This window comes from Streptomyces sp. NPDC043680 (assembly GCF_056436685.1).
Map to the genome: position 1 here is coordinate 17,888 of NZ_JBWKCE010000028.1, position 19,511 is coordinate 37,398.

At 72.9% G+C, this 19,511-nt stretch carries 17 protein-coding genes; 7 read left to right on the plus strand and 10 right to left on the minus strand.

From position 1 onward, the window contains the following. Nucleotides 1–67 precede the first annotated feature (67 nt). Nucleotides 68–1,333 (minus strand): type VII secretion-associated serine protease mycosin, encoded by a 1,266-nt coding sequence (mycP, locus tag AC0666_RS32345; RefSeq protein ID WP_468963483.1) that lies wholly within the window; start codon nucleotides 1,331–1,333, stop codon nucleotides 68–70. Between the two features lie 11 nt (nucleotides 1,334–1,344). After that, on the minus strand, nucleotides 1,345–2,952 hold the full coding sequence (eccB, locus tag AC0666_RS32350; RefSeq protein WP_468581123.1) for a type VII secretion protein EccB: 1,608 nt from the start codon (nucleotides 2,950–2,952) through the stop codon (nucleotides 1,345–1,347). 274 nt (nucleotides 2,953–3,226) lie between these two features. Between eccB and eccE the strand changes: the two genes are divergently transcribed. From eccE to AC0666_RS32365, 3 genes are all read left to right on the plus strand, one after another. After that, complete coding sequence (eccE, locus tag AC0666_RS32355) at nucleotides 3,227–4,501, plus strand: type VII secretion protein EccE (RefSeq protein WP_468581124.1); 1,275 nt, start codon at nucleotides 3,227–3,229, stop codon at nucleotides 4,499–4,501. After that, nucleotides 4,498–5,196, plus strand: a complete 699-nt coding sequence (locus tag AC0666_RS32360) for a hypothetical protein (protein WP_468581126.1) — start codon at nucleotides 4,498–4,500, stop codon at nucleotides 5,194–5,196. Before eccE ends, AC0666_RS32360 begins: the two co-directional genes overlap by 4 nt. A gap of 212 nt (nucleotides 5,197–5,408) precedes the next feature. Then, nucleotides 5,409–7,802 (plus strand): SCO5717 family growth-regulating ATPase, encoded by a 2,394-nt coding sequence (locus AC0666_RS32365; RefSeq protein WP_468963482.1) that lies wholly within the window; start codon nucleotides 5,409–5,411, stop codon nucleotides 7,800–7,802. A 125-nt stretch (nucleotides 7,803–7,927) separates the two neighbouring features. Here AC0666_RS32365 and AC0666_RS32370 read toward each other — a convergent pair whose 3' ends face one another. The 8 genes from AC0666_RS32370 to rimP all read right to left on the minus strand — a co-directional run bounded on the left by AC0666_RS32370 (nucleotide 7,928) and on the right by rimP (nucleotide 16,327). Continuing rightward, nucleotides 7,928–8,884 carry a bifunctional riboflavin kinase/FAD synthetase gene (locus AC0666_RS32370; RefSeq protein WP_468581129.1) on the minus strand — a complete coding sequence of 319 codons (957 nt, stop codon included), beginning with the start codon at nucleotides 8,882–8,884 and terminating at the stop codon, nucleotides 7,928–7,930. Nucleotides 8,885–9,284: 400 nt separating this feature from the next. Next, nucleotides 9,285–10,193 carry a tRNA pseudouridine(55) synthase TruB gene (gene truB / locus AC0666_RS32375; protein ID WP_468963481.1) on the minus strand — a complete coding sequence of 303 codons (909 nt, stop codon included), beginning with the start codon at nucleotides 10,191–10,193 and terminating at the stop codon, nucleotides 9,285–9,287. Next, nucleotides 10,190–10,639 carry a 30S ribosome-binding factor RbfA gene (gene rbfA / locus AC0666_RS32380; protein WP_030011581.1) on the minus strand — a complete coding sequence of 150 codons (450 nt, stop codon included), beginning with the start codon at nucleotides 10,637–10,639 and terminating at the stop codon, nucleotides 10,190–10,192. The genes truB and rbfA overlap by 4 nt, the downstream gene beginning before the upstream one ends. Before the next feature lie 28 nt (nucleotides 10,640–10,667). Next, nucleotides 10,668–10,961 carry a DUF503 domain-containing protein gene (locus AC0666_RS32385; RefSeq protein WP_468581131.1) on the minus strand — a complete coding sequence of 98 codons (294 nt, stop codon included), beginning with the start codon at nucleotides 10,959–10,961 and terminating at the stop codon, nucleotides 10,668–10,670. Nucleotides 10,962–11,115: 154 nt separating this feature from the next. Beyond that, complete coding sequence (gene infB, locus AC0666_RS32390) at nucleotides 11,116–14,238, minus strand: translation initiation factor IF-2 (RefSeq protein ID WP_468581132.1); 3,123 nt, start codon at nucleotides 14,236–14,238, stop codon at nucleotides 11,116–11,118. 156 nt (nucleotides 14,239–14,394) lie between these two features. Next, nucleotides 14,395–14,682 (minus strand): YlxR family protein, encoded by a 288-nt coding sequence (locus tag AC0666_RS32395; RefSeq protein WP_478708948.1) that lies wholly within the window; start codon nucleotides 14,680–14,682, stop codon nucleotides 14,395–14,397. Between the two features lie 119 nt (nucleotides 14,683–14,801). After that, nucleotides 14,802–15,812 (minus strand): transcription termination factor NusA, encoded by a 1,011-nt coding sequence (nusA, locus tag AC0666_RS32400; RefSeq protein WP_468963479.1) that lies wholly within the window; start codon nucleotides 15,810–15,812, stop codon nucleotides 14,802–14,804. A gap of 2 nt (nucleotides 15,813–15,814) precedes the next feature. After that, a complete protein-coding gene (gene rimP, locus AC0666_RS32405) occupies nucleotides 15,815–16,327 on the minus strand; it encodes a ribosome maturation factor RimP (protein WP_361722258.1) in 513 nt (170 codons plus the stop codon). 167 nt (nucleotides 16,328–16,494) lie between these two features. Between rimP and AC0666_RS32410 the strand changes: the two genes are divergently transcribed. The 4 genes from AC0666_RS32410 to AC0666_RS32425 are packed head-to-tail and all read left to right on the plus strand — an operon-like array spanning nucleotide 16,495 to nucleotide 19,416. Then, nucleotides 16,495–17,034: a hypothetical protein gene (locus AC0666_RS32410; protein WP_468963535.1), complete on the plus strand. Its 540-nt coding sequence runs from the start codon at nucleotides 16,495–16,497 to the stop codon at nucleotides 17,032–17,034. Beyond that, complete coding sequence (locus AC0666_RS32415) at nucleotides 17,031–17,489, plus strand: ferritin-like domain-containing protein (RefSeq protein ID WP_478708949.1); 459 nt, start codon at nucleotides 17,031–17,033, stop codon at nucleotides 17,487–17,489. The genes AC0666_RS32410 and AC0666_RS32415 overlap by 4 nt, the downstream gene beginning before the upstream one ends. Before the next feature lie 16 nt (nucleotides 17,490–17,505). Next, the gene (locus AC0666_RS32420; RefSeq protein ID WP_468963477.1) at nucleotides 17,506–18,408 is read left to right on the plus strand and encodes an aminoglycoside phosphotransferase family protein; all 903 of its coding nucleotides are present in this window, start codon (nucleotides 17,506–17,508) and stop codon (nucleotides 18,406–18,408) included. Nucleotides 18,409–18,450: 42 nt separating this feature from the next. Further along, nucleotides 18,451–19,416 carry a slipin family protein gene (locus AC0666_RS32425; RefSeq protein ID WP_468963476.1) on the plus strand — a complete coding sequence of 322 codons (966 nt, stop codon included), beginning with the start codon at nucleotides 18,451–18,453 and terminating at the stop codon, nucleotides 19,414–19,416. Nucleotides 19,417–19,511: the final 95 nt, after the last annotated feature.

Sequence of the window (19,511 nt, forward strand, 5' to 3'; positions counted from 1 at the left end):
CACTCTAGCCAGTTCATCGCACTGCCCCAACATCGGTGGGCTGCTTCCGTTGATGAACTGTGACTGTTCACTGCAAACGGCGACGGCGTCGCCGTGCGTCACGGATGACGGTCGCCGTACCGGCGATGACCGCGATCAACACGCCCCCGATGCCCAGAGCGTACGTCCCGAACCGCTCCTCGCGCTCCTGCGCCGTCTCCGACAGCTGCATCGGCGCCGCCTCCGGGGCGGCTGCCGGGGGCGGTCCGGGGTCCGGGACGGGCGCCTTCGGGGTGTCGTGGTCCTGGGTGAGCGCGCGCACCGGGTCGACGACGCCCCAGCCGACGTAGTCATCACGGCCGTTGACGGAGCGTTCGGCCGTGCCCTCGATCTGCCAGACGACCTGCTGCGGCGTCCACTCGGGGTGCTTGGCGCGCAGCAGGGCCGCGACGCCGGCGACGTAGGGGGCCGAGAAGCTGGTGCCGTTGTCGATGCACTGGCCGAAGCCGGGGACGGTGGAGACCATGTCGACGCCGGGTGCCGCGACCCCGATGAAGTCGCCCGGCTGGGAGAAGGCGGCCCGCTCGTTGTTGCGGTCCGAGGAGGCGACCGCGAGGACGCCGGGGAAGGCCGCCGGGTAGGTGCGGCGCTTCTCGCCGGTCATGCCGTCGTTGCCCGCGGAGGCCACGACCACGATCTTCTGGTCGATGGCCCGCTGGACCGCCTTGCCGAGCTCGGAGTCCGCGCTCAGCGCGGCGTCGGTGTCCTGGGAGATGTTGATCACCTGGGCGCCCTTGGCGACCGCGTGGTCGATGGCCTGGGCCAGGCTCAGGGCGTTGCCCTTGCCCTGTCCGTCGTTCTGCCGGATGGGGATGATCGTGGCCTCCGGTGCCAGCCCGACGAAGCCCGTGCCCTCCTGGGGGCGGGCCGCGATCAGTCCGGCGACCTTCGTGCCGTGCCCGACCGTGTCGATCGTGCCGTCGCCGCCCTTGGGGTCGAGGAAGTCCTTGCCCGCGCCCGTGTCTACGGCGGCGCTGAGCTGCGGGTTCGCCCGGTCGACGCCGGTGTCGATGACGGCGACGCGCACGCTCTTGCCGTCCTTGTCCTTGCCCTTGGTCTGCGCCCAGAGCGCATCGAGCAGGAGCCGCTGCAGGGCCCAGGGGCGGTCGGCGATCTGCTTCTTCATGGGGAAGGTGCACTCGCCTGCGCCGCTGAGCAGCAGGCCGGGCGGCGGTGTCTGCCGCGGGGGCGCGGCCGCGGGGGCAGCGGCGTTCGCGGCGTTCGCGGCGCAGACCGCGGCGAGGGTGAGGCCCGCGGCGAGGAGGGCGCCGCGCCGGTACGTGGGAGTGGGCATCGGCGGTGTCCTCACGAACCCTGCGGCTGGCGGGCCGAGTTGGTGTCCAGGCGGGGCCCCTTGGAGAGGAACTCCGACCAAGCGATGGGCACCAGGGCCGGTACGACGCCTCCGTAGCCGAGCCGGACCTGCGCCTGGCTGGGCTCGGGGCGGCCGTCCGCGGTGCCGGTGGCGCCCGCGGCGCCCTGCTGCTGGTCGGGGGCGCCGATCTTCGACTTCTCCGCGTCGCTGTCGCCGTTGGCTTGTACGGCGTACCGCAGGCCGGTGTCGGTGACCAGGAACAGGGCGCCGCCGGCGGTGGTCTGCTTGCCCTGGACCTGGGTGTAGAGCAGTCCGGAGCCCGGGGTGACGTAGGCGCTCGTACCGCTGGCCGTGATGTCGATGGGGAAGCCGGTGCCGGCCCAGGTGCTGAGCGTCTGGTTGCCCTGGCCGTCCACGGAGCGCAGGACGTTGCAGATCGTGTCGCGGGCGCCGGCGCCCGCGGCGGATCCGGTGGCGGCGGCGTCGGCGGGTGCGGTCTGGTTGATCCGCTCCGACTTCTTCTGCGGCCACTTGGCCTCGCCCTTGAAGGGGGCGGTGTCCGGGTTGAGCGACTGGAGGTCGACCTCGCGCGGCTTGCCGTGCATGTTGAGGCCGTCGGTCGCGGGCGCGGAGATCAGCAGCCAGGCGACGAAGTCGGAGACCGGGGCGACCTTGCCGGGCAGCACGACGTAATGCTGCGCACCGGACCCGGTCTGTGCCTTCAGCACCATGCCGACCTTGTTGTCGGCGCTGGTCAGGCCCTGGACGTCGGCCTTCGTGCCGGCCGCGGCGGGCAACTGCGGGAAGGCGAGGTCGTCGCCGGGGTCGAGCGTGGCCAGCCACTGCTCGGTGACCTGCTGCGGGGTGGCTCCAGTACTGCCGACCAACGCGTTGGTCATCTTGCCCGCGTCCGCGGTGCCTTCGGGGAACTTGTACTTGTGGCCCGTCGCGTCGACCAGGTAGCGCTCCTTGCCCGCGCCCGTGCTCTGGACGTACAGCATCTGGCTGTCGGTGACCTTGCGGGCGTCGTCCATCAGCCCCGCCTCGCGGTCGGCGAGCACGAAGGTGGCCGTCTGCACGGTCTTGGAATTGCCGCCCGGCGCCTGGCAGACGGCCCAGCGCTTGGCCTTGCCGGCGTCCCCCTTCGCGGGCAGCCGGTCCGGGGCGTACGGGATGCCGATGATGGGGCCGCGCGGCGGCTTGCCCGCGTCCAGGACCTTGTCCTCGACCTGGATGACCTTGAACTTCTGCGGATCCAGCAGGAGTCGGGCGGAGGCCAGGTTCAGCACCGGGTGCAGCCGGGTCTGGTCCTTGCCGTTCACCTTGGTCGTCAGCACCACGTACCGGGTGGTCGACTGCTTGCCGACGATGACCTTCGTCCCCGGCTCGTCCCAGCCCTTGGGGGCCTGCGGCTTGAACATGCCCCAGGCGCCGAATCCGGCGAGGACCAGTGCCCCCACCACCATTCCGGGCAGGACCGCACGCAGCGGGCGCGGCGCACCTTCCTCGGAGCCCGTCGCGGAGGGCTGGAGGAACGCGGCCACCGTGCGCCGCTTCGCAAAGGTGTACGCGTTGAGTTCATCACGCCGTGATGCCATGACCGCCTGCTTCTCCCCGCACGGCCCGGTCGGTGGTTACGGTCCCCGGGCCTCGATTGTCGGACCGGGCACCTACTATGCCTCTTGACGGAGGGTGCGCACGGGCCGGGTAGGGTGGGGCGGCCGCTCAACTCCTTCCGGACCGCACTATTCAGGGTCTTCGGGGCATCGGGGCTGTGGGAATGGATTGGGGAGATTCCGGGAGCGTGCGGCGGGCGGCGCGCAGCTCCGGTACTCACGGGGTCTGGCCCCGGGAAGGGGAGGTGGGCGAGTGATGGCCACCGCGACGCAGCCGCGCACCGGCGCGGCCGCACCCGTGCGCGGCGGGGTGACACCGCATCCGAAGTCGAGTCCTGGCCGCTTCGGTCCGTTCCGATTGCAACAGCTCGTGCTGCTGCAGGTCGCCGCGGCCGCCCTGTTGGTGGCCTGGGTCGTGGAGCCGCTGCTGCTGGTTCCCGCCGGCGCCCTGGCCCTCGCCCTCGTGGTGCTCGCGGTCGTACGCCGCCACCAGCGCTCCCTGCCCGAGTGGATCGGCGGCGCGCTCGCGCTGCGGGCGCGCAGGCGCCGTGCCGCGGCCTTCACGGTCCCGGCCGGGACCGAGCCCGGGCTGGCCCCGCTCGTCGAGGCCGATCCCGCGCTGCGCACCCTCACCTTCAGCGACCGCGACCGGCGGCCGGTCGGGATGGTGGGCGACGGGACCTTCCTGACGGCCGTGGTCCAGGTCGACATGGACGCAACGGCCCTGCGGCCCGACCGCGGTGCCCGGCCGCTGCCCCTTGCACTCGTCCGCGACATCCTCGAAGTGGACGGCATCCGGCTGGAGTCGGCGCAACTGGTGCAGCACACCCAGCCGGCGCCCGCACCGCACCTGCCGGCCCAGTCGATGGCGACGCGCAACTACGCGCCGCTGCAGGCCCAGACGGGCACTCCGGCGGTGCGGCTGACGTGGATCGCGCTCAAGCTCGACCCGGAGCTGTGCCCCGAGGCGGTCACCGCGCGCGGCGGCGGCCTCGCGGGCGCGCAGCGCTGCGTGGTGCGGGCGGCCGACCAGTTGGCGAGCCGGCTGACGGGGGCCGGCTTCCGGGCGACGGTGCTGACCGAGCAGGAGCTGACGGCCGCGCTGGCCACCTCCTCGTGCGCGAACCCGATGGCGATCACCCAGGCGGGCCGCTCGTCGAGCACCGGCCGCCGGACGGAGGAGACGGCGCGGACCTGGCGCTGCGACGACCGGCGGCACACCACGTACTGGATAGGCCGCTGGCCGCAGCTGGGCGGTGCCGGGGCGGCGTCGCTGCCGCAGTTCGTGGCGCTGCTGACCTCGCTTCCGGCCCTGGCCACGAACTTCAGCCTGACGATGGCTCCGGCGGAGCGCCAAGGCGTCACCCTGACCGGCCACGTACGGGTGACGGGCCGCAGCGACGAGGAACTGGTGGCTGCCCGCCGGGAGCTGGAGCGGACGGCCCGGGGCGTACGGACCGGCCTGGTCCGGCTCGACCGTGAACAGGTACCGGGGCTGCTGGCTTCGCTGCCGCTGGGAGGGGCGCGATGAGGGGCGGCTTCGGGCTGATCGGCCCACGCCGGGAGCGGCACGTCGTGCCGGCGGCGGATCTGGATGTGCTGGCCCTGCCCGTCGGGGACGACGGGGTCGTCATCGGCGTGGACGCCGAGGGACGGCCGGCGGTGCTGGGGGTCAACCGGCCGACGCCGTACGAGGTGACGCTGATCGGCGGCCTGTGGACCGCCCAGGTCCTGGCGCTGCGCGCGGCGGCCACGGGTGCACGGGTCGCGGTGGAGACCGGCCGCGGGGCGGTGTGGTCCGGTCTGGCTCAGGCCGCGGGCGGCGGGCAGCAGTGTGTGACCCTGCACGAGGTGGGCCGGGTGCCCCCGCAGGGCGCGTCGGCGGGCAGCCCGGTGCTGGTGATCCGCGACTGCGGGATGCGGCCGCCGCGCGGGCGTGTGGTGGCGGGCCCCTGGCAGTCGGTGCTGACGCTGCTGCCGTACCTGAGCCCGACGGCGCCGCGCCTGCTGCAGAACTCCTCACTGGTGGGCGTGCAGCGGGTGTCCCCCGACGAGGCGGAGCAGATCGGCCGGCTGATGAACCTGCCGCAGGCGGCGGTGGATTCCTTGCCGACGCTGGGCGACGGCGTGACGCTCTGGTGCACGGGGCGCGACCGCCAGTTCGTCATGACCCAGGGCACCGACGCGGAGACCAACCTCCTGGGGCCCTCCCGCCGCATCGACTGACCGCGGGAACGGAAGGCAATGACGCTCGCTCAGAGGCGGCCGCCCCGTGGGAGAGGCCACCGCGGCCGACCCCGTGGAGCCGGCTCCGACCGCCCCTGGCACCGTGCGGCGACCACCGGGGGCGGACACTGGCCTCAGGGCCCGATTAGGCTGAGTGCGGGCGCGGCGTCGAGGTGGGCGCCGGACCGGTGTTCGACAGACCAGGAGGACCAGTGAACGGCGATCGGAACGAGAGGCGCGGCGGGACGTGGGACGTCCCGACGGACGATCAGTCCGACGCGGAGCCCGAGATGACGGGCGAGTTCACCATCGACTACACCCCGCCGGCCTGGTACACCCAGGGCGCGGCCCAGAGCACGCCGGTACCCGACCTGCCCGCGGGCAGCGGCTTCGAACCCCACAGCCCTTCGGACGTGGGCTCGCCCCCGACCATGCGGATCGCTCCCCCGGCCCCGCGCACCCCTGCGGACGACGCGGGCACGCCTGCGCCGTCCGCGGCTCCGGCCGAGCAGCCGCCGGGGCCGCCCGCGCCCGTGAGCGCCCCGGTGGACGACGCCCCGCCCGCGCCCTCGCCGACGCCCGTGGCCCTGGCGAAGCCCGCCGCCGAGGCGCCCGCCCCGGTCCAGCGGCACGACACTCCGCCCGACGGGACGGCCATCCCGTTCGCCGCCGTGGAGGCCCCGGCGGAGCAGCGGTCCGCGCCTGCGCCGGTGGAGGACGCCGCGCCCGCGCCCTTCACGCCCCCGGCACCCCCGACCCCCGAAGCGGTCGCGGACGCCGCCCCGGCACCCTTCCCGGCCCCGGTCACGGACGCGGCCCCCGCGCCCTTCACGCCCCCGGCACCCCCGACCCCGGAAGCGGTCGCGGACGCCGTCCCGGCGCCCTTCGCTTCCCCGGGCGCGGACGCCGTGCCCTCGCCGTATGCGGCGCCGGCACCGGATGCCGAACCGGTGGCGGACGCCGCGCCCGGGCCTTACGCGGCACCGGCTCCGGCTCCGGCTCCGCAGGCGCCTTCTCCCGTCAGTCCTGCGGCTGCTCCTCACCCGCCCGTGGCGACCTCCTTCGAGGGATCCGGCAGTGAACTGCCTGCGCTGCCGCCGTCGTTCGCCCCGCAGAACGGGTACGGCTTCCCCCCGCCGGCCTCCCCGGCACCGGCACCTGCACCTGGCCCGGCCCAGCCGCAGCCCCAGCCGCAGCCGCAGAACGGGTACGGCTTCCCCCCGCCGGCCTCCCCGGCACCGGCACCCGGCCCGGCCCAGCCGCAGCAGCCCCAGCAGCCCCAGAACGACTACGCGTTCCCCGCTCCGGCGCCGGCTCCGGCACCCGCCCCGCCCCACGTCGACCCTCGCACCGGCGCCCAGTGGGCGCCCGCGCCCCAGCCGACACCGGGCCCGCAGCCGCACGACCCGCGCTACCAGCCCGGCCCGGCCTCCGGCGGAGCGCCCCTCGGGTACACCGCCGCCGTCGAGCTGTCCTCCGACCGCCTGCTGCGCGGCAAGCAGAAGCCCAAGCCGCAGCGCTCCGGCTTCCGCTTCGGCGGCAAGGCCGCCGAGGCCGAGCGGCTGCGCAAGCTGGAGCTCATCCGCACCCCGGTGATGTCCTGCTACCGCATCGCCGTCATCAGCCTCAAGGGCGGCGTCGGCAAGACCACGACCACCACCGCCCTCGGCGCCACCCTGGCCACCGAGCGCCAGGACAAGATCCTGGCCATCGATGCCAACCCGGACGCCGGCACCCTCGGCCGCCGCGTCCGGCGCGAAACCGGGGCCACGATCCGGGACCTGGTCCAGGCGATCCCGTACCTGAACTCCTACATGGACATCCGGCGGTTCACGTCCCAGGCCCCTTCCGGCCTGGAGATCATCGCCAACGACGTGGACCCGGCCGTTTCCACGACCTTCAACGACGAGGACTACCGCCGCGTCATCGAGACGCTCGGCCGGCAGTACCCGATCATCCTGACCGACTCGGGCACGGGCCTCCTCTACTCCGCCATGCGCGGGGTCCTGGACCTGGCCGATCAGCTGATCATCATCTCGACCCCGTCCGTCGACGGCGCCAGCAGCGCGAGCACCACGCTCGACTGGCTCTCCGCGCACGGGTACGGGGACCTCGTCTCGCGCTCCCTCACCGTCATCTCGGGAGTCCGCGAGACCAGCAAGATGATCAAGATTGAGGACATCGTCCAGCACTTCGAGACGCGCTGCCGGGGCGTCGTCGTCGTGCCGTTCGACGAGCACCTCGCGGCCGGTGCCGAGGTCGACCTCGACCTCATGCGGCCCAAGACCCGGGAGGCGTACTTCAACCTGTCCGCCCTGGTGGCGGAGGACTTCGTACGAGCTGCCCAGCAGGCCCCCCAGGGCCACTGGGGCGCCCCACAGCAGCCCCACCAGCCGCAGCAGCCCCAGCAGCCGCACCCCGCTGCGCAGCCCTACGGCCAGCCGCAGGCCCCCTCCCCCTACCAGCAGCCGCCGCAGCCGTACGGCCAGCCCTACCCGCAGCCCGGCCAGCCCTGGCAGCCGCAGCAGCCTCACCAGCCGCAGCCCCAGGCCCCGCAGGGACCGCAGGCACCGCAGCAGCCCCCGCGCGACCCGCGCCTCGGCTGACGGCCGCGGGCAGACCGGCCCGCCGGCCGACCGACGACGGCAGCGCGAAGGGCCCGTACCTCCCCCGGCGGGGAGGTACGGGCCCTCGTGCGTTCCGGCGCGGCAGCAGCGTCCGCCGCCGCGGCTCAGTGCTCGGCGTCGTACGCCTCGGTCAGCGTGCGCGCCCGCTTCACGTCGTCCGCGATGGCCTCCAGCAGGCCGTCCAGCGAGTCGAACTTCGCCATCCCGCGCACATACGCGAGGAAGTCGATGGTCACGTGCAGGCCGTACAGGTCGAGGCCGACCCGGTCGATCGCGTACGCCTCCACGGTCCGCTCGGTGGCGTCGAACTGCAGGTTCGTGCCCACTGAGATCGCCGCGGGCATCCGCTCGCCGTTGGCCGTGAGCCAGCCCGCGTACACGCCGTCCGCCGGGATGGCGGTGTGCGGCGGCGTCTCGACATTGGCCGTCGGGTAGCCGAGTTCGCGGCCGCGCTGCGCACCCCGGACCACGATGCCCTCGACCCGGTGCGGTCGGCCCAGCACCTCGGCCGCGCCCTGCACGTCCCCCTCCGCGACCAGCTTGCGGGCCAGCGTCGAGGAGAACGGCACGCCGCCGCCCGCCTCACCGCGCGCCACCAGGTCGACGACCTCGACCTGGTAGTCGTACGTGGAGCCCAGTTCGCGCAGGAAGTCGACGTTCCCGGCGGCGCGGTGGCCGAAGCGGAAGTTCGGGCCCTCGATGACGGCGCGGGCGTGCAGTTTGTCGACGAGCACCTTGACGATGAAGTCGGCCGGGGAGAGCTGCGAGAACTCCGCCGTGAAGGGCAGGACGAGCAGCGCGTCGACACCCAGCTCGGCCATCAGTTCGGCACGGCGGTCGTAGGGGGCCAGGATCGGCGGGTGGCTGCCGGGGCGCACGACCTCGCTGGGGTGCGGGTCGAAGGTGACGACCACGGACGGGATGCCGAGCTCGCGCGCCGTGGCGACGGCACGCCCGATGATCAGCTGATGACCCCGGTGCACGCCGTCGTAGGAGCCGATGGTGACGACGCTGCGTCCCCAGTCCTGGGGGATGTCCTCCAAGCCACGCCAGCGCTGCACTGTGACCGCTCCTCGCCCGAACCGTTGAGGCCCTGTATGCCCTGTCCTGATTGCCGATTGCAGGTCTAAGACTGCCATGCCGGTGCCCGGGGCCCCGCATCGGTATCCGGGTCCGCGGCGCTCTGTGTCATCTCGGCGACACGGCGTCGCGCGAGCGGTGGCCGCAGCGGCCCGGCGGTCCACGGCGCACGGCGGATACGACGGTGGAAAGCGCCCCCTTGTGCTCCGTCAGTCACTCCGCGCGCCTGCTCGGACGGGTGAATACGGGGGCTCGGGTGGAAAGAGACCTACGCGAGGGGGGTCGTGGAGCGGTGAGCGGCGGGTGATGTGCGCTCACCGCTCCACGTCATTGCGGTCTGGCATTGCGGATCGGGCACTGCGGACCGGGCGTCGCCGTGGATCAGGCGAAGACGGCCAGCGACTTGGCCTTGCCGCCCTTGTTCTCCACGAGCCCGAGCAGCCGGCCCTCGGGGCCGAAGACGGCCACGGGCCGGCCTGCCGGATAGGCGTCCGGCATCTCGATGCGCACGCCGTTGGCGAGCAGCGAGGCCCGGCGCGCGTCCAGGTCCCAGCGGGGGAAGGCCGCGGCCGCCGCCTCGCCGATCGGCATGACGGTGAGCTCCTCCTGGAGCTGGTCCAGGGTCCGCGCCCGGTCGAGCTTGTACGGGCCCACCCGGGTGCGCCGCAGCGCGGTCAGGTGCCCGCCGACGCCGAGGTCGGCGCCCAGGTCGCGCGCCAGGGCGCGGATGTACGTACCGCTGGAGCAGACGACGGAGACGACCAGGTCGACGACCTTGGTGCCGTCCTCGGCCTCCGCGTCCCGCATGTCGTACACCTGGAAGGACGAGATGGTCACCGGACGCGCCGGGATGTCGAAGTCCTCGCCGTCCCGCGCGCGCTTGTAGGAGCGCACGCCCTTGATCTTGATGGCGCTGACCTTGGACGGCACCTGCATGATCTCGCCGGACAGCTTGGCGATCCCCGCGTCCACGGCCTCGCGGGTGACCCGGGAGGCGTCCGTGCTGGAGGTGATCTCGCCCTCCGCGTCGTCCGTCAGCGTGTTCTGGCCGAGGCGGATGGTGCCGAGGTATTCCTTCTCGGTGAGCGCGAGGTGGCCGAGGAGCTTGGTGGCCTTCTCGACGCCCAGGACGAGCACACCCGTCGCCATCGGGTCGAGCGTGCCGGCGTGGCCGACGCGGCGGGTCTTGGCGATCCCGCGCATCTTGGCGACCACGTCGTGCGAAGTGAAGCCGGACGGCTTGTCGACGATGACAAGGCCGTCCGGCGTCGTGCCTGCGTGCTTGCTCATTCCGCGGCTGCGTCCTCGTCGTCCTCGCCCGGCTTCTTGTACGGGTCGGCGTCGCCGGCGTACTGGGCACCCGAGGACACCTCGCGCACCTGCGCGTCGGAGGCGCGCGCCTTGTCGAGGAGGTCCTCGATGGTCTTGGCGTTCTCCGGGAGGGCGTCCGCGACGAAGGTCAGGGTCGGCGTGAACTTGGTACCCGCCGCCCGGCCCACCGCGGAACGCAGTACGCCCTTGGCGCTCTCCAGGCCCGCTGCCGCGCTGGCCCGGTCCTCGTCGTCGCCGTACACCGTGTAGAAGACCGTGGCCTCCCGCAGGTCGCCGGTGACCCGGGTGTCCGTGATGGTCACGTGCGTACCGAGGCGGGGGTCCTTGACACCACGCTGCAGCTTCTCGGCCACCACCTCCCGGATGAGGTCCGCCAGCTTCTTCGCCCGCGCATTGTCGGCCACTGGTCCGTCTCCTTCTTATGTCTTGCTATCAGTCTTCATCACCGTGCAGCCGCCGTCTCACCGACAGCAGCTCCACTTCCGGACGCGCCGCGACCAGCCGCTCGCAGCGGTCCAGCACGTCCGAGAGGAACCCCGTGTCCCCACTCACCAGAGCGACCCCGATTCGGGCCCTGCGGTGCAGATCCTGATGGCCCACCTCGGCCGCGCTCACGGAGAACTTGCGTTGGAGCTCGGCGACGATGGGCCGGATCACGGAGCGTTTCTCCTTCAGCGAGTGGACGTCGCCGAGGAGCAGGTCGAAGGACAGAGTCCCCACGTACATTCAGTTCCGGATGTCCCGCCGGTGCGGGTTAGGTGGCCTGCCGGGCCGTCGCGCGGCAGGATCACCAGAACCGTACACGCAACGGCCGGGGCCGATCGACGGATATTCCGCCGACCGGCCCCGGGCTTACGACACCGTGCGATGTGCCTCGCGCTTACGCGCGGGGCTTCTCGCGCATCTCGTACGTCGCGATGACGTCGTCGACCTTGATGTCGTTGAAGTTTCCGAGGTTGATACCACCCTCGAAGCCCTCGCGGATCTCGGTGACGTCGTCCTTGAAGCGGCGCAGACCGGAGATGGTGAGGTTCTCGGCGATGACCTTGCCATCGCGCAGGAGCCGCGCCTTGGTGTTGCGCTTGACCTCGCCGGAGCGGATGAGCACACCCGCGATGTTGCCCAGCTTGGACGAGCGGAAGATCTCGCGGACCTCCGCCGTACCGAGCTCGACCTCTTCGTACTCCGGCTTGAGCAGACCCTTGAGGGCCGCCTCGATCTCCTCGATGGCCTGGTAGATCACCGAGTAGTAGCGGACGTCGACGCCCTCGCGCTCCGCCATCTGCGCGGCACGGCCGGCCGCACGGACGTTGTAGCCGATGACGATGGCGTCGGAGCCCATCGCCAGGTCGATGTCGGACTCGGTGACCGCACCCACACCGCGGTGCAGGACGCGGATGTCCACCTCTTCGCCGACGTCGAGCTGGAGCAGCGAGGACTCCAGGGCCTCGACCGCACCGGACGCGTCGCCCTTGATGATGAGGTTGAGTTCCTGGACCAGACCGGCCTTGAGGACCGAGTCCAGGTCTTCCAGGGACACCCGGCGGACACGCTTGGCGAAGTTGGCGTTGCGCTCGCGCGCAGCACGCTTCTCGGCGATCTGACGGGCCGTACGGTCCTCGTCGACGACGAGGAAGTTGTCGCCGGCGCCGGGGACGTTGGTGAGACCCAGGACCAGGACGGGGGTCGACGGACCCGCTTCCTCGACGTTGTTGCCCTTGTCGTCGAGCATGGCGCGCACTCGGCCGTAGGCGTCGCCCACGACCATCGTGTCGCCGACGCGGAGGGTACCGCGCTGGACGAGGACGGTGGCGACGGCACCGCGGCCGCGGTCGAGGTGGGACTCGATCGCAATACCCTGAGCGTCCTGCTCCGGGTTGGCGCGCAGGTCGAGCGAGGCGTCGGCGGTGAGGACGACGGCCTCCAGCAGGGAGTCGATGTGCAGACCCTGCTTGGCGGAGATGTCGACGAACATCGTGTCGCCGCCGTACTCCTCGGCGACCAGACCGAACTCGGTGAGCTGACCGCGGACCTTGGTCGGGTCGGCACCCTCGACGTCGATCTTGTTGACCGCGACGACGATCGGGACGCCGGCGGCCTTGGCGTGGTTCAGCGCCTCGATCGTCTGCGGCATGACGCCGTCGTTGGCCGCGACCACGAGGATCGCGATGTCGGTCGACTTGGCACCGCGGGCACGCATGGCGGTGAACGCCTCGTGACCCGGGGTGTCGATGAAGGTGATGCGACGCTCTTCGTCGTTCACCTCGGTGGAGACCTGGTAGGCACCGATGTGCTGGGTGATGCCGCCGGCCTCGCCCGCAACGACGTTCGTCTTGCGGATGGCGTCGAGCAGTCGGGTCTTACCGTGGTCGACGTGACCCATGACGGTCACGACCGGCGGACGCGGCATGAGGAATTCCTCGCCGCCCTCGTCCTCGCCGAACTCGATGTCGAAGGTCTCCAGGAGCTCGCGGTCCTCCTCCTCCGGGCTGACGATCTGAACGGTGTAGTTCATCTCGCCGGCGAGGAGCTGGAGGGTCTCGTCGGAGACGGACTGCGTGGCAGTGACCATCTCGCCGAGGTTCATCATGACCGCGACCAGCGACGCCGGGTTGGCGTTGATCTTCTCCGCGAAGTCGGTGAGGGACGCACCGCGCGACAGGCGAACGGTCTCGCCGTTGCCGCGGGGCAGCATCACGCCGCCCACGGACGGGGCCTGCATGGCCTCGTACTCCTGGCGCCTCTGACGCTTCGACTTGCGGCCGCGACGGGCCGGACCGCCGGGACGGCCGAAGGCACCCTGCGTGCCACCACGGGCACCGGGACCGCCGGGACGGCCACCGAAGCCGGGACGACCGCCGCCACCGGCACCGGCGGGACCGCCGCCGAAGCCGCCGGGACGCGGGCCGCCGAAGCCGCCGCCGCCCGCGGGACGCGAGCCCGGACCGGCCGGACGGCCGGCGAAGCCGCCGCCGCCGGGACGACCGGCGCCACCGGGACGCGGGCCACCCGCACCGGGACCACGGCCACCGGGGCCGCCGCCGGGACGCGGACCGGGACCACCGGCAGCGGGACGCTGCGGCATCATGCCCGGGTTCGGACGGTTACCACCGGGAGCACCACCCGGACGCGGGGCGCCGCCCTGCGGACGGGGCATGCCGCCCGGGGTCGGACGGGCGCCGCCGGGACCCTGCGGACGCGGAGCGCCGCCGGGACCACCCTGCGGGCGGGGAGCACCCTGGCCGCCGCCGGCGCCGGGGGCACCGGGACGGGGCGCACCGGCCGGACGGGGCGCCTGCGGGCGCGCCATACCGGTGGAGCCGCCGGAGGTGAAGGGGTTGTTGCCCGGACGGGGACCGGCCGGACGGGCGCCCTGGGGACGCGGGGCCTGAGATCCACCGGGGCCACCGGCGGGACGCTGTCCCTGGGCACCGGGGGCGCCGGCCGGACGCGGGGCGCCGGGACGGGCACCGGGCTGACCCGGGGCCGCGGGACGCTGCTGCGCCGGACGCGGGCCGGGGGTCGCACCCGGACCGGCGGGACGCTCGGCGCGCGCCGGAGCGGCCGGAGCCGACGGGGGCGCGGTGAACTCGGTCGCCACGGGAGCCGCCGGAGCGGGCTTCGGGGCGGCCGGGGCCTTCGGGCCGGGACGCGGGCCGGAGGCGGCCGGCGTCACCGGGGCGGGCGCGGCCGGAGCCTCGGCAGCGGCCGGCTTGGGGGCCGGGGCGCCGGGCTTGGGGGCAGCGGGACGTGCAACGGCGCCGGGGGTGGGAACCCCGGGCTTGGCGGGCGCGGCCTTGCGGGGCGCGCCCGGCTTCGCAGCGGACTTGCCGGCGTTGCCGCCGGGCCCCTGCAGTGCGTCAGTCAACTTGCGTACAACCGGCGCCTCGATCGTCGAGGACGCCGAACGGACGAACTCACCGAGTTCCTGGAGCTTGGCCATGACGACCTTGCTCTCAACTCCGAACTCCTTGGCGAGTTCGTATACCCGGACCTTAGCCACTTCGCTCCTTTTAGGTCCGGGTTACGCCGGACCGTCGCTACTTCATGGGCGTACTCATCGCGTACTCATCGAGTGCTCATCGCAATCTCGACCTACTTCCAACTCGCGAGGTACCTGACCGCACGGGGTATCCGTGCCGTGCTCTTCGTACGTTTCTTACGGTGTCGCCTCGGCCTGGTCGGCCACGGCCTTGTGCAGCTCCGCCGTGTCGAGTGCTCCCGGGGCCCGCAGGGCCCGGGGGAACGCTCTGCGGCGGACCGCCTTGTCGAGACAGACCACGGCAGGGTGCAGGTATGCACCCCGGCCGGGCAGCGTACCGCTTGGATCAGGGACGCATTCGTCCCTGACCGCCACGATGCGCAGCAGATCGCTCTTGGCCGCTCGCTCCCGGCACCCCACACAGGTGCGTTCGGGGCATGCGCGGGCTTGCGTCCGGCCAGACACGCCTAAGTCTACCTCCCCGCACCGACCTCACCCCTTCGGGCGAAAAATCGAACGGATGTTGTCGAGTTCTGCTGTCCTGATCCTGTCTACCCGTCGGACAGCTCCGACGGACAGCGGTTTTATTCCCCGTCCCGGTCCCGGGCTGCGTCCGGGGACGGCTCGGTGTCGGGGCGGATGTCGATGCGCCAGCCGGTGAGCCGCGCGGCGAGGCGGGCGTTCTGCCCCTCCTTGCCGATCGCCAGCGACAGCTGGTAGTCGGGCACGGTCACCCTGGCGGAGCGGGAGTCCCAGTCGACGACCTCGACCTTGCTCACCCGGGCGGGTGACAGCGCGTTCGCGACCATCTCCGCCGGGTCGTCCGACCAGTCGACGATGTCGATCTTCTCGCCGTGCAGCTCGGCCATCACGTTCCGGACACGGGCGCCCATCGGGCCGATGCACGCGCCCTTGGGGTTGAGCCCCGAGCGGGTGGAACGCACCGCGATCTTGGTGCGGTGGCCGGCCTCGCGGGCGATCGCCGCGATCTCCACGCTGCCGTCGGCGATCTCCGGGACCTCCAGCGCGAACAGCTTCTTCACCAGGTTGGGGTGGGTCCGCGACAGGGTCACGGACGGACCGCGGACACCCTTCGCCACCCGTACGACGTACGCCTTGATGCGCAGGCCGTGGGTGTACTCCTCGCCGGGGACCTGCTCCTGCACCGGCAGGATGGCCTCCAGCTTGCCGATGTCGACGAGGACGTTCTTGGGGTCCTTGCCCTGCTGGACGACACCGGTGATGACGTCGCCCTCGCGGCCCGCGAACTCGCCGAAGGTCAGGTCGTCCTCGGCGTCGCGCAGACGCTGGAGGATCACCTGCTTGGCGGTCGTGGCGGCGATCCGGCCGAAGTCCGACGGCGTGTCGTCGAACTCCTTGGGCTCCTGCCCCTCCTCCAGGTCCCGCGGGTCCTCGGTCGCCCACACGACGACGTGGCCGTTGGTGCGGTCCAGCTCCACGCGTGCGCGCCGGAAGCTTCCCTCGGTGCGGTGGTACGCGATGAGGAGGGCCGACTCGATCGCCTCGACGAGCAGGTCGAAGGAGATCTCCTTCTCCCGGACCAGACCCCGCAGGGCACTCATGTCGATGTCCACGGCTACGCCTCCTCTTCCTTCTTGTCCTTGCGGTTGAACTCGATCTCGACACGCGCCTTGGCGATGTCGGTGAAAGCAATGCGGCGGGCGGTCGCCTTGCGACCCTTCACGCCCGGAACTTCGAGGTCCAAGCCCTCGTCGTCGACGCCGAGGATGCGGGCGACCAGTTCCCCGGCACCCTTCTCACCTTCGGCGGACAGCTGGAACTTCACGAGACGGCCCGTCGCCCGGACGTAGTGACGGTGCTCGGTCAGCGGGCGGTCGGCGCCCGGCGAGCTCACTTCGAGGACGTACTCGTCCTCGCCCATCACGTCGGATTCGTCGAGCTTGTCGGAGACCTCGCGGCTCAGCTCGGCACACGCGTCCAGCTCCACGCCCTCGTCGGAGTCCACGATGATGCGAAGCATCCGGCGCTTGCCCGCCTTGGACATCTCGATGTCCTCAAGATCCAGGCCCTTGGCGGCGACGAGCGGCTCCAGCAGTCCGCGCAGCCTGTCGCTCTGGGTGGTGCTCATCCGGGTGACTCCTCGGCCGCGTGTGCTGTTGTGGTTTTCCGTCGCGTGTCAGGTCAAAGGGTATCCGGTCGCGGAGGGTGTTGCCGTCCGCCCTGTGGACGGGGCCCCGGGTACGGTGATCACACCCTGCCGGACCCCACCTCAAGGACGTCGCCGTGCCCTGGACCATGTCTTCGAGGCTCTCGCGAAGGAGCCTGCTCGCCGGCGCCGTCGGCGTCGGCGGCGCCGCGTTGCTCACCGGGTGTTCCGACGGCACCGGCGCGGCCGGTGCGAACACCGGTGTTCCACTCGAACGGCGGATGCGCGCATCGGCCGTTCGGGACAGTGAACGACTGCTGGAACGCTACGACGCCACCGCCGCCGCCCATCCGGCCCTCGCCGGGCGCCTGGCACCGCTGCGCGCCTCGGTGGCGGCGCACGCCACCGCCCTGGCCGCGCCGGAGGCCGCCTCCGCGCAGCCCTCCGGCGCGCCGTCCGCCGCCTCACCCGCACCGGCCGGTGCCGCCGCCCCGAGCGGCGAGCCGGTGGCGGCCGGCCCGGAGGAAGCCCTGACCGCGCTCGCCGACGCCGAACGCAGCCTGGCCGAGGCCCGCACCATCGCCCTGTCCGGGGCGCCCGGGGAGCTGGCCCGGCTGCTGGCCTCGGTGGCGGCGTGCGGCGCCGTCCACGCGTACCTGCTGACCTCGACCCCCGGAGCCACGCCGTGAAGCCCGAACCCTCCCCCGCCAACCGGGTCTTGGGGGCCGCGCAGGCCGCGCTCGCCGCCGAACACGCCGCGGCGTACGGCTACGGGGTGATCGGCGCACGCGCCGGGGCCGCCCGGGCCGCCGAGGCCCGGGAGGCATACGGCGGCCACCTCGCGCGGCGTGACGCCCTGGCCCGCACCGTGCGCGAGATGGGCGGCTCGCCCCGACCCGCGGAAGCGGCGTACGCCCTGCCCTTCGAGGTGCGCGGCCCGGCCGACGCAGAGCGGCTCGCCGCCGAGATCGAGGACCGGGTGGCGGGCGCGTACTCGGATCTCGTGCGGGCCTCGGACGGCCGGCTGCGCCGGGAGGCGGCCGACGCGCTGAGCGCCGCGGCCGTGCGCGCGGCACGCTGGCGGGGTGTCGGCGTAGCCTTCCCTGGGCTCACGGAACGCGCCGACCGAGCCCCCACCAGCTGAAAGGGACCACGCACGCATGGCTTTCGAACCGCCGCAGCGGCTTGTACGGGCGCTCGGCGAGACGCCGGAATCGGCGCAGGACGCGGACTGGCTGGAGCAGCTGCCCCGGCTCACCGAGGCGGCGCTGACCCGGCGTGACGTACGGGCCCAGCGGGTGCAGGCGCCGGGCGGCCGCAGCAGCCTGGTCGTCCTCGTCGAGTACGCCGACGGCACCCCGGCCGCGCTGAAGCTGGCTCCCCCGCACGCCCGGCCCGACCGGGAGCTGGCCGCCCTGGCGCACTGGGGCGGTTTCGGAGCCGTACGGGTCCTCGACACCCGCCACCACGCGGAGGACGGGGCGCTGCTGCTGGAACGGCTGCACCCCGAGGTGTCGCTGCGGTCGCTGCCGGAGGCGAAGGCCCTGCTGGAGGCGTGCGGGACGCTGCGCCGGCTGTGGGTCGCCCCGCCGCCGGGGCACCCCTTCGAGACGGTGGAGCAGCGCACCGCCCGGCAGGCGGAGGCCCTGCGCAAGGCCCCCGCGGAGGCCGAGGCGCTGGCCTCCACCGCGCTGGCGATCCGCGAGGAGCTGACCGCCCTGCCCCCCGAGGAACTGGTGCTGCACGGGAACTTCCGGCAGGGCAAGGTGCTGGCGGGCGAGCGGGCCCCGTGGCTGGCGGTGGGCCCGGACCCGCTGGTCGGCGAGCGGGCGTACGACCTGGCCCGGCTGGTGCGGGACCGGCTGGAGGACCAGGTGGCGTCCTCGGCCGGGGCCGCGGGCGCCCGACGCCGGGTGAACCGGCTCGCCGACGCGCTGGAGGTGGACCGGGACCGGCTGCGGGGCTGGACGGTGTTCCGGGCGGTGGAGTCCGGGAACCGGGCCCTGGCCGCCGGGCGGCGCCAGGAGGCGGAGCTGTTGCTGGAGTTCGCGGCCTGGTTGTAGGGCATACGGTGGATAGGGAGATATGCCCCGCGGGAGGCCGTCATGGTCCAGGAACTGGTGACAGCGGTAATCGCGGCGGGTGTGGGAATCGCGGCTGTCGCGGCCACCGCCGCACGCGTGGTGAGGCAGTACGAGCGGGGCGTTGTCTTCCGCTTCGGCCGGCTGCGGGAGGGCGTCCGCGGGCCGGGCTTCACCATGATCGTCCCGGGGGTCGACCGGCTCCGCAAGGTGAACATGCAGATCGTCACGATGCCGGTGCCCGCGCAGGAGGGCATCACCCGGGACAACGTCACCGTGCGGGTGGACGCCGTGGTGTACTTCAAGGTCGTGGACGCGGCGAACGCGATCATCGAGGTGGAGGACTACCGTTTCGCGGTATCGCAGATGGCGCAGACCTCGCTGCGCTCGATCATCGGCAAGTCGGACCTGGACGACCTGCTGTCCAACCGGGAGAAGCTGAACCAGGGCCTTGAGCTGATGATCGACAGCCCGGCGGTGGGGTGGGGCGTCCAGATCGACCGCGTCGAGATCAAGGACGTCTCCCTGCCGGAGACGATGAAGCGCTCGATGGCGCGGCAGGCGGAGGCGGACCGCGAGCGCCGGGCTCGGGTGATCAACGCGGATGCGGAGCTCCAGGCTTCGAAGAAGCTGGCGGAGGCGGCGGCGGTCATGTCGGAGCAGCCGGCGGCGCTGCAGTTGCGGCTGCTGCAGACGGTGGTGGCGGTGGCTGCGGAGAAGAACTCCACGCTGGTCCTGCCGTTCCCGGTGGAGCTGCTGCGCTTCCTGGAACGTGCCGCTCCGGCGTCGGGCGCTGCGCCCGGCGAAGCCCCCGCCGCAGCGCCGGCAGCAGCCGAGGGCGGGACCCCCGCCGCCGGGTCCCTCACCGGCCCGGCCTCGCCGGAAGCCCCGGCGGCCGGCGCTCCCGGCGAAGCCGCGGACCCTCTGGCCTTCGGCCTGTCCCTGAACGGCTCGCCTCCGGCGGCGGAGGCGGACGAGCCGTGCGGCTAGCCGCCGTGCGGGACTCCTTGCCCACCCCGGTCCCACCCCCCTGAACCGGGGCTGCGGCCCTGGACCTCGGACGGGGTCCGGGGGCCCGGGGCTCA

Coding starts and splice junctions, on each gene's coding strand:
- mycP (WP_468963483.1), bottom strand. CDS start 1,333: ATGCCCACTCCCACGTACCGGCGCGGCGCCCTCCTCGCCGCGGGCCTC.
- eccB (WP_468581123.1), bottom strand. CDS start 2,952: ATGGCATCACGGCGTGATGAACTCAACGCGTACACCTTTGCGAAGCGG.
- eccE (WP_468581124.1), top strand. CDS start 3,227: ATGGCCACCGCGACGCAGCCGCGCACCGGCGCGGCCGCACCCGTGCGC.
- AC0666_RS32360 (WP_468581126.1), top strand. CDS start 4,498: ATGAGGGGCGGCTTCGGGCTGATCGGCCCACGCCGGGAGCGGCACGTC.
- truB (WP_468963481.1), bottom strand. CDS start 10,193: ATGAGCAAGCACGCAGGCACGACGCCGGACGGCCTTGTCATCGTCGAC.
- AC0666_RS32385 (WP_468581131.1), bottom strand. CDS start 10,961: ATGTACGTGGGGACTCTGTCCTTCGACCTGCTCCTCGGCGACGTCCAC.
- rimP (WP_361722258.1), bottom strand. CDS start 16,327: ATGAGCACCACCCAGAGCGACAGGCTGCGCGGACTGCTGGAGCCGCTC.
- AC0666_RS32410 (WP_468963535.1), top strand. CDS start 16,495: ATGTCTTCGAGGCTCTCGCGAAGGAGCCTGCTCGCCGGCGCCGTCGGC.
- AC0666_RS32420 (WP_468963477.1), top strand. CDS start 17,506: ATGGCTTTCGAACCGCCGCAGCGGCTTGTACGGGCGCTCGGCGAGACG.
- AC0666_RS32425 (WP_468963476.1), top strand. CDS start 18,451: ATGGTCCAGGAACTGGTGACAGCGGTAATCGCGGCGGGTGTGGGAATC.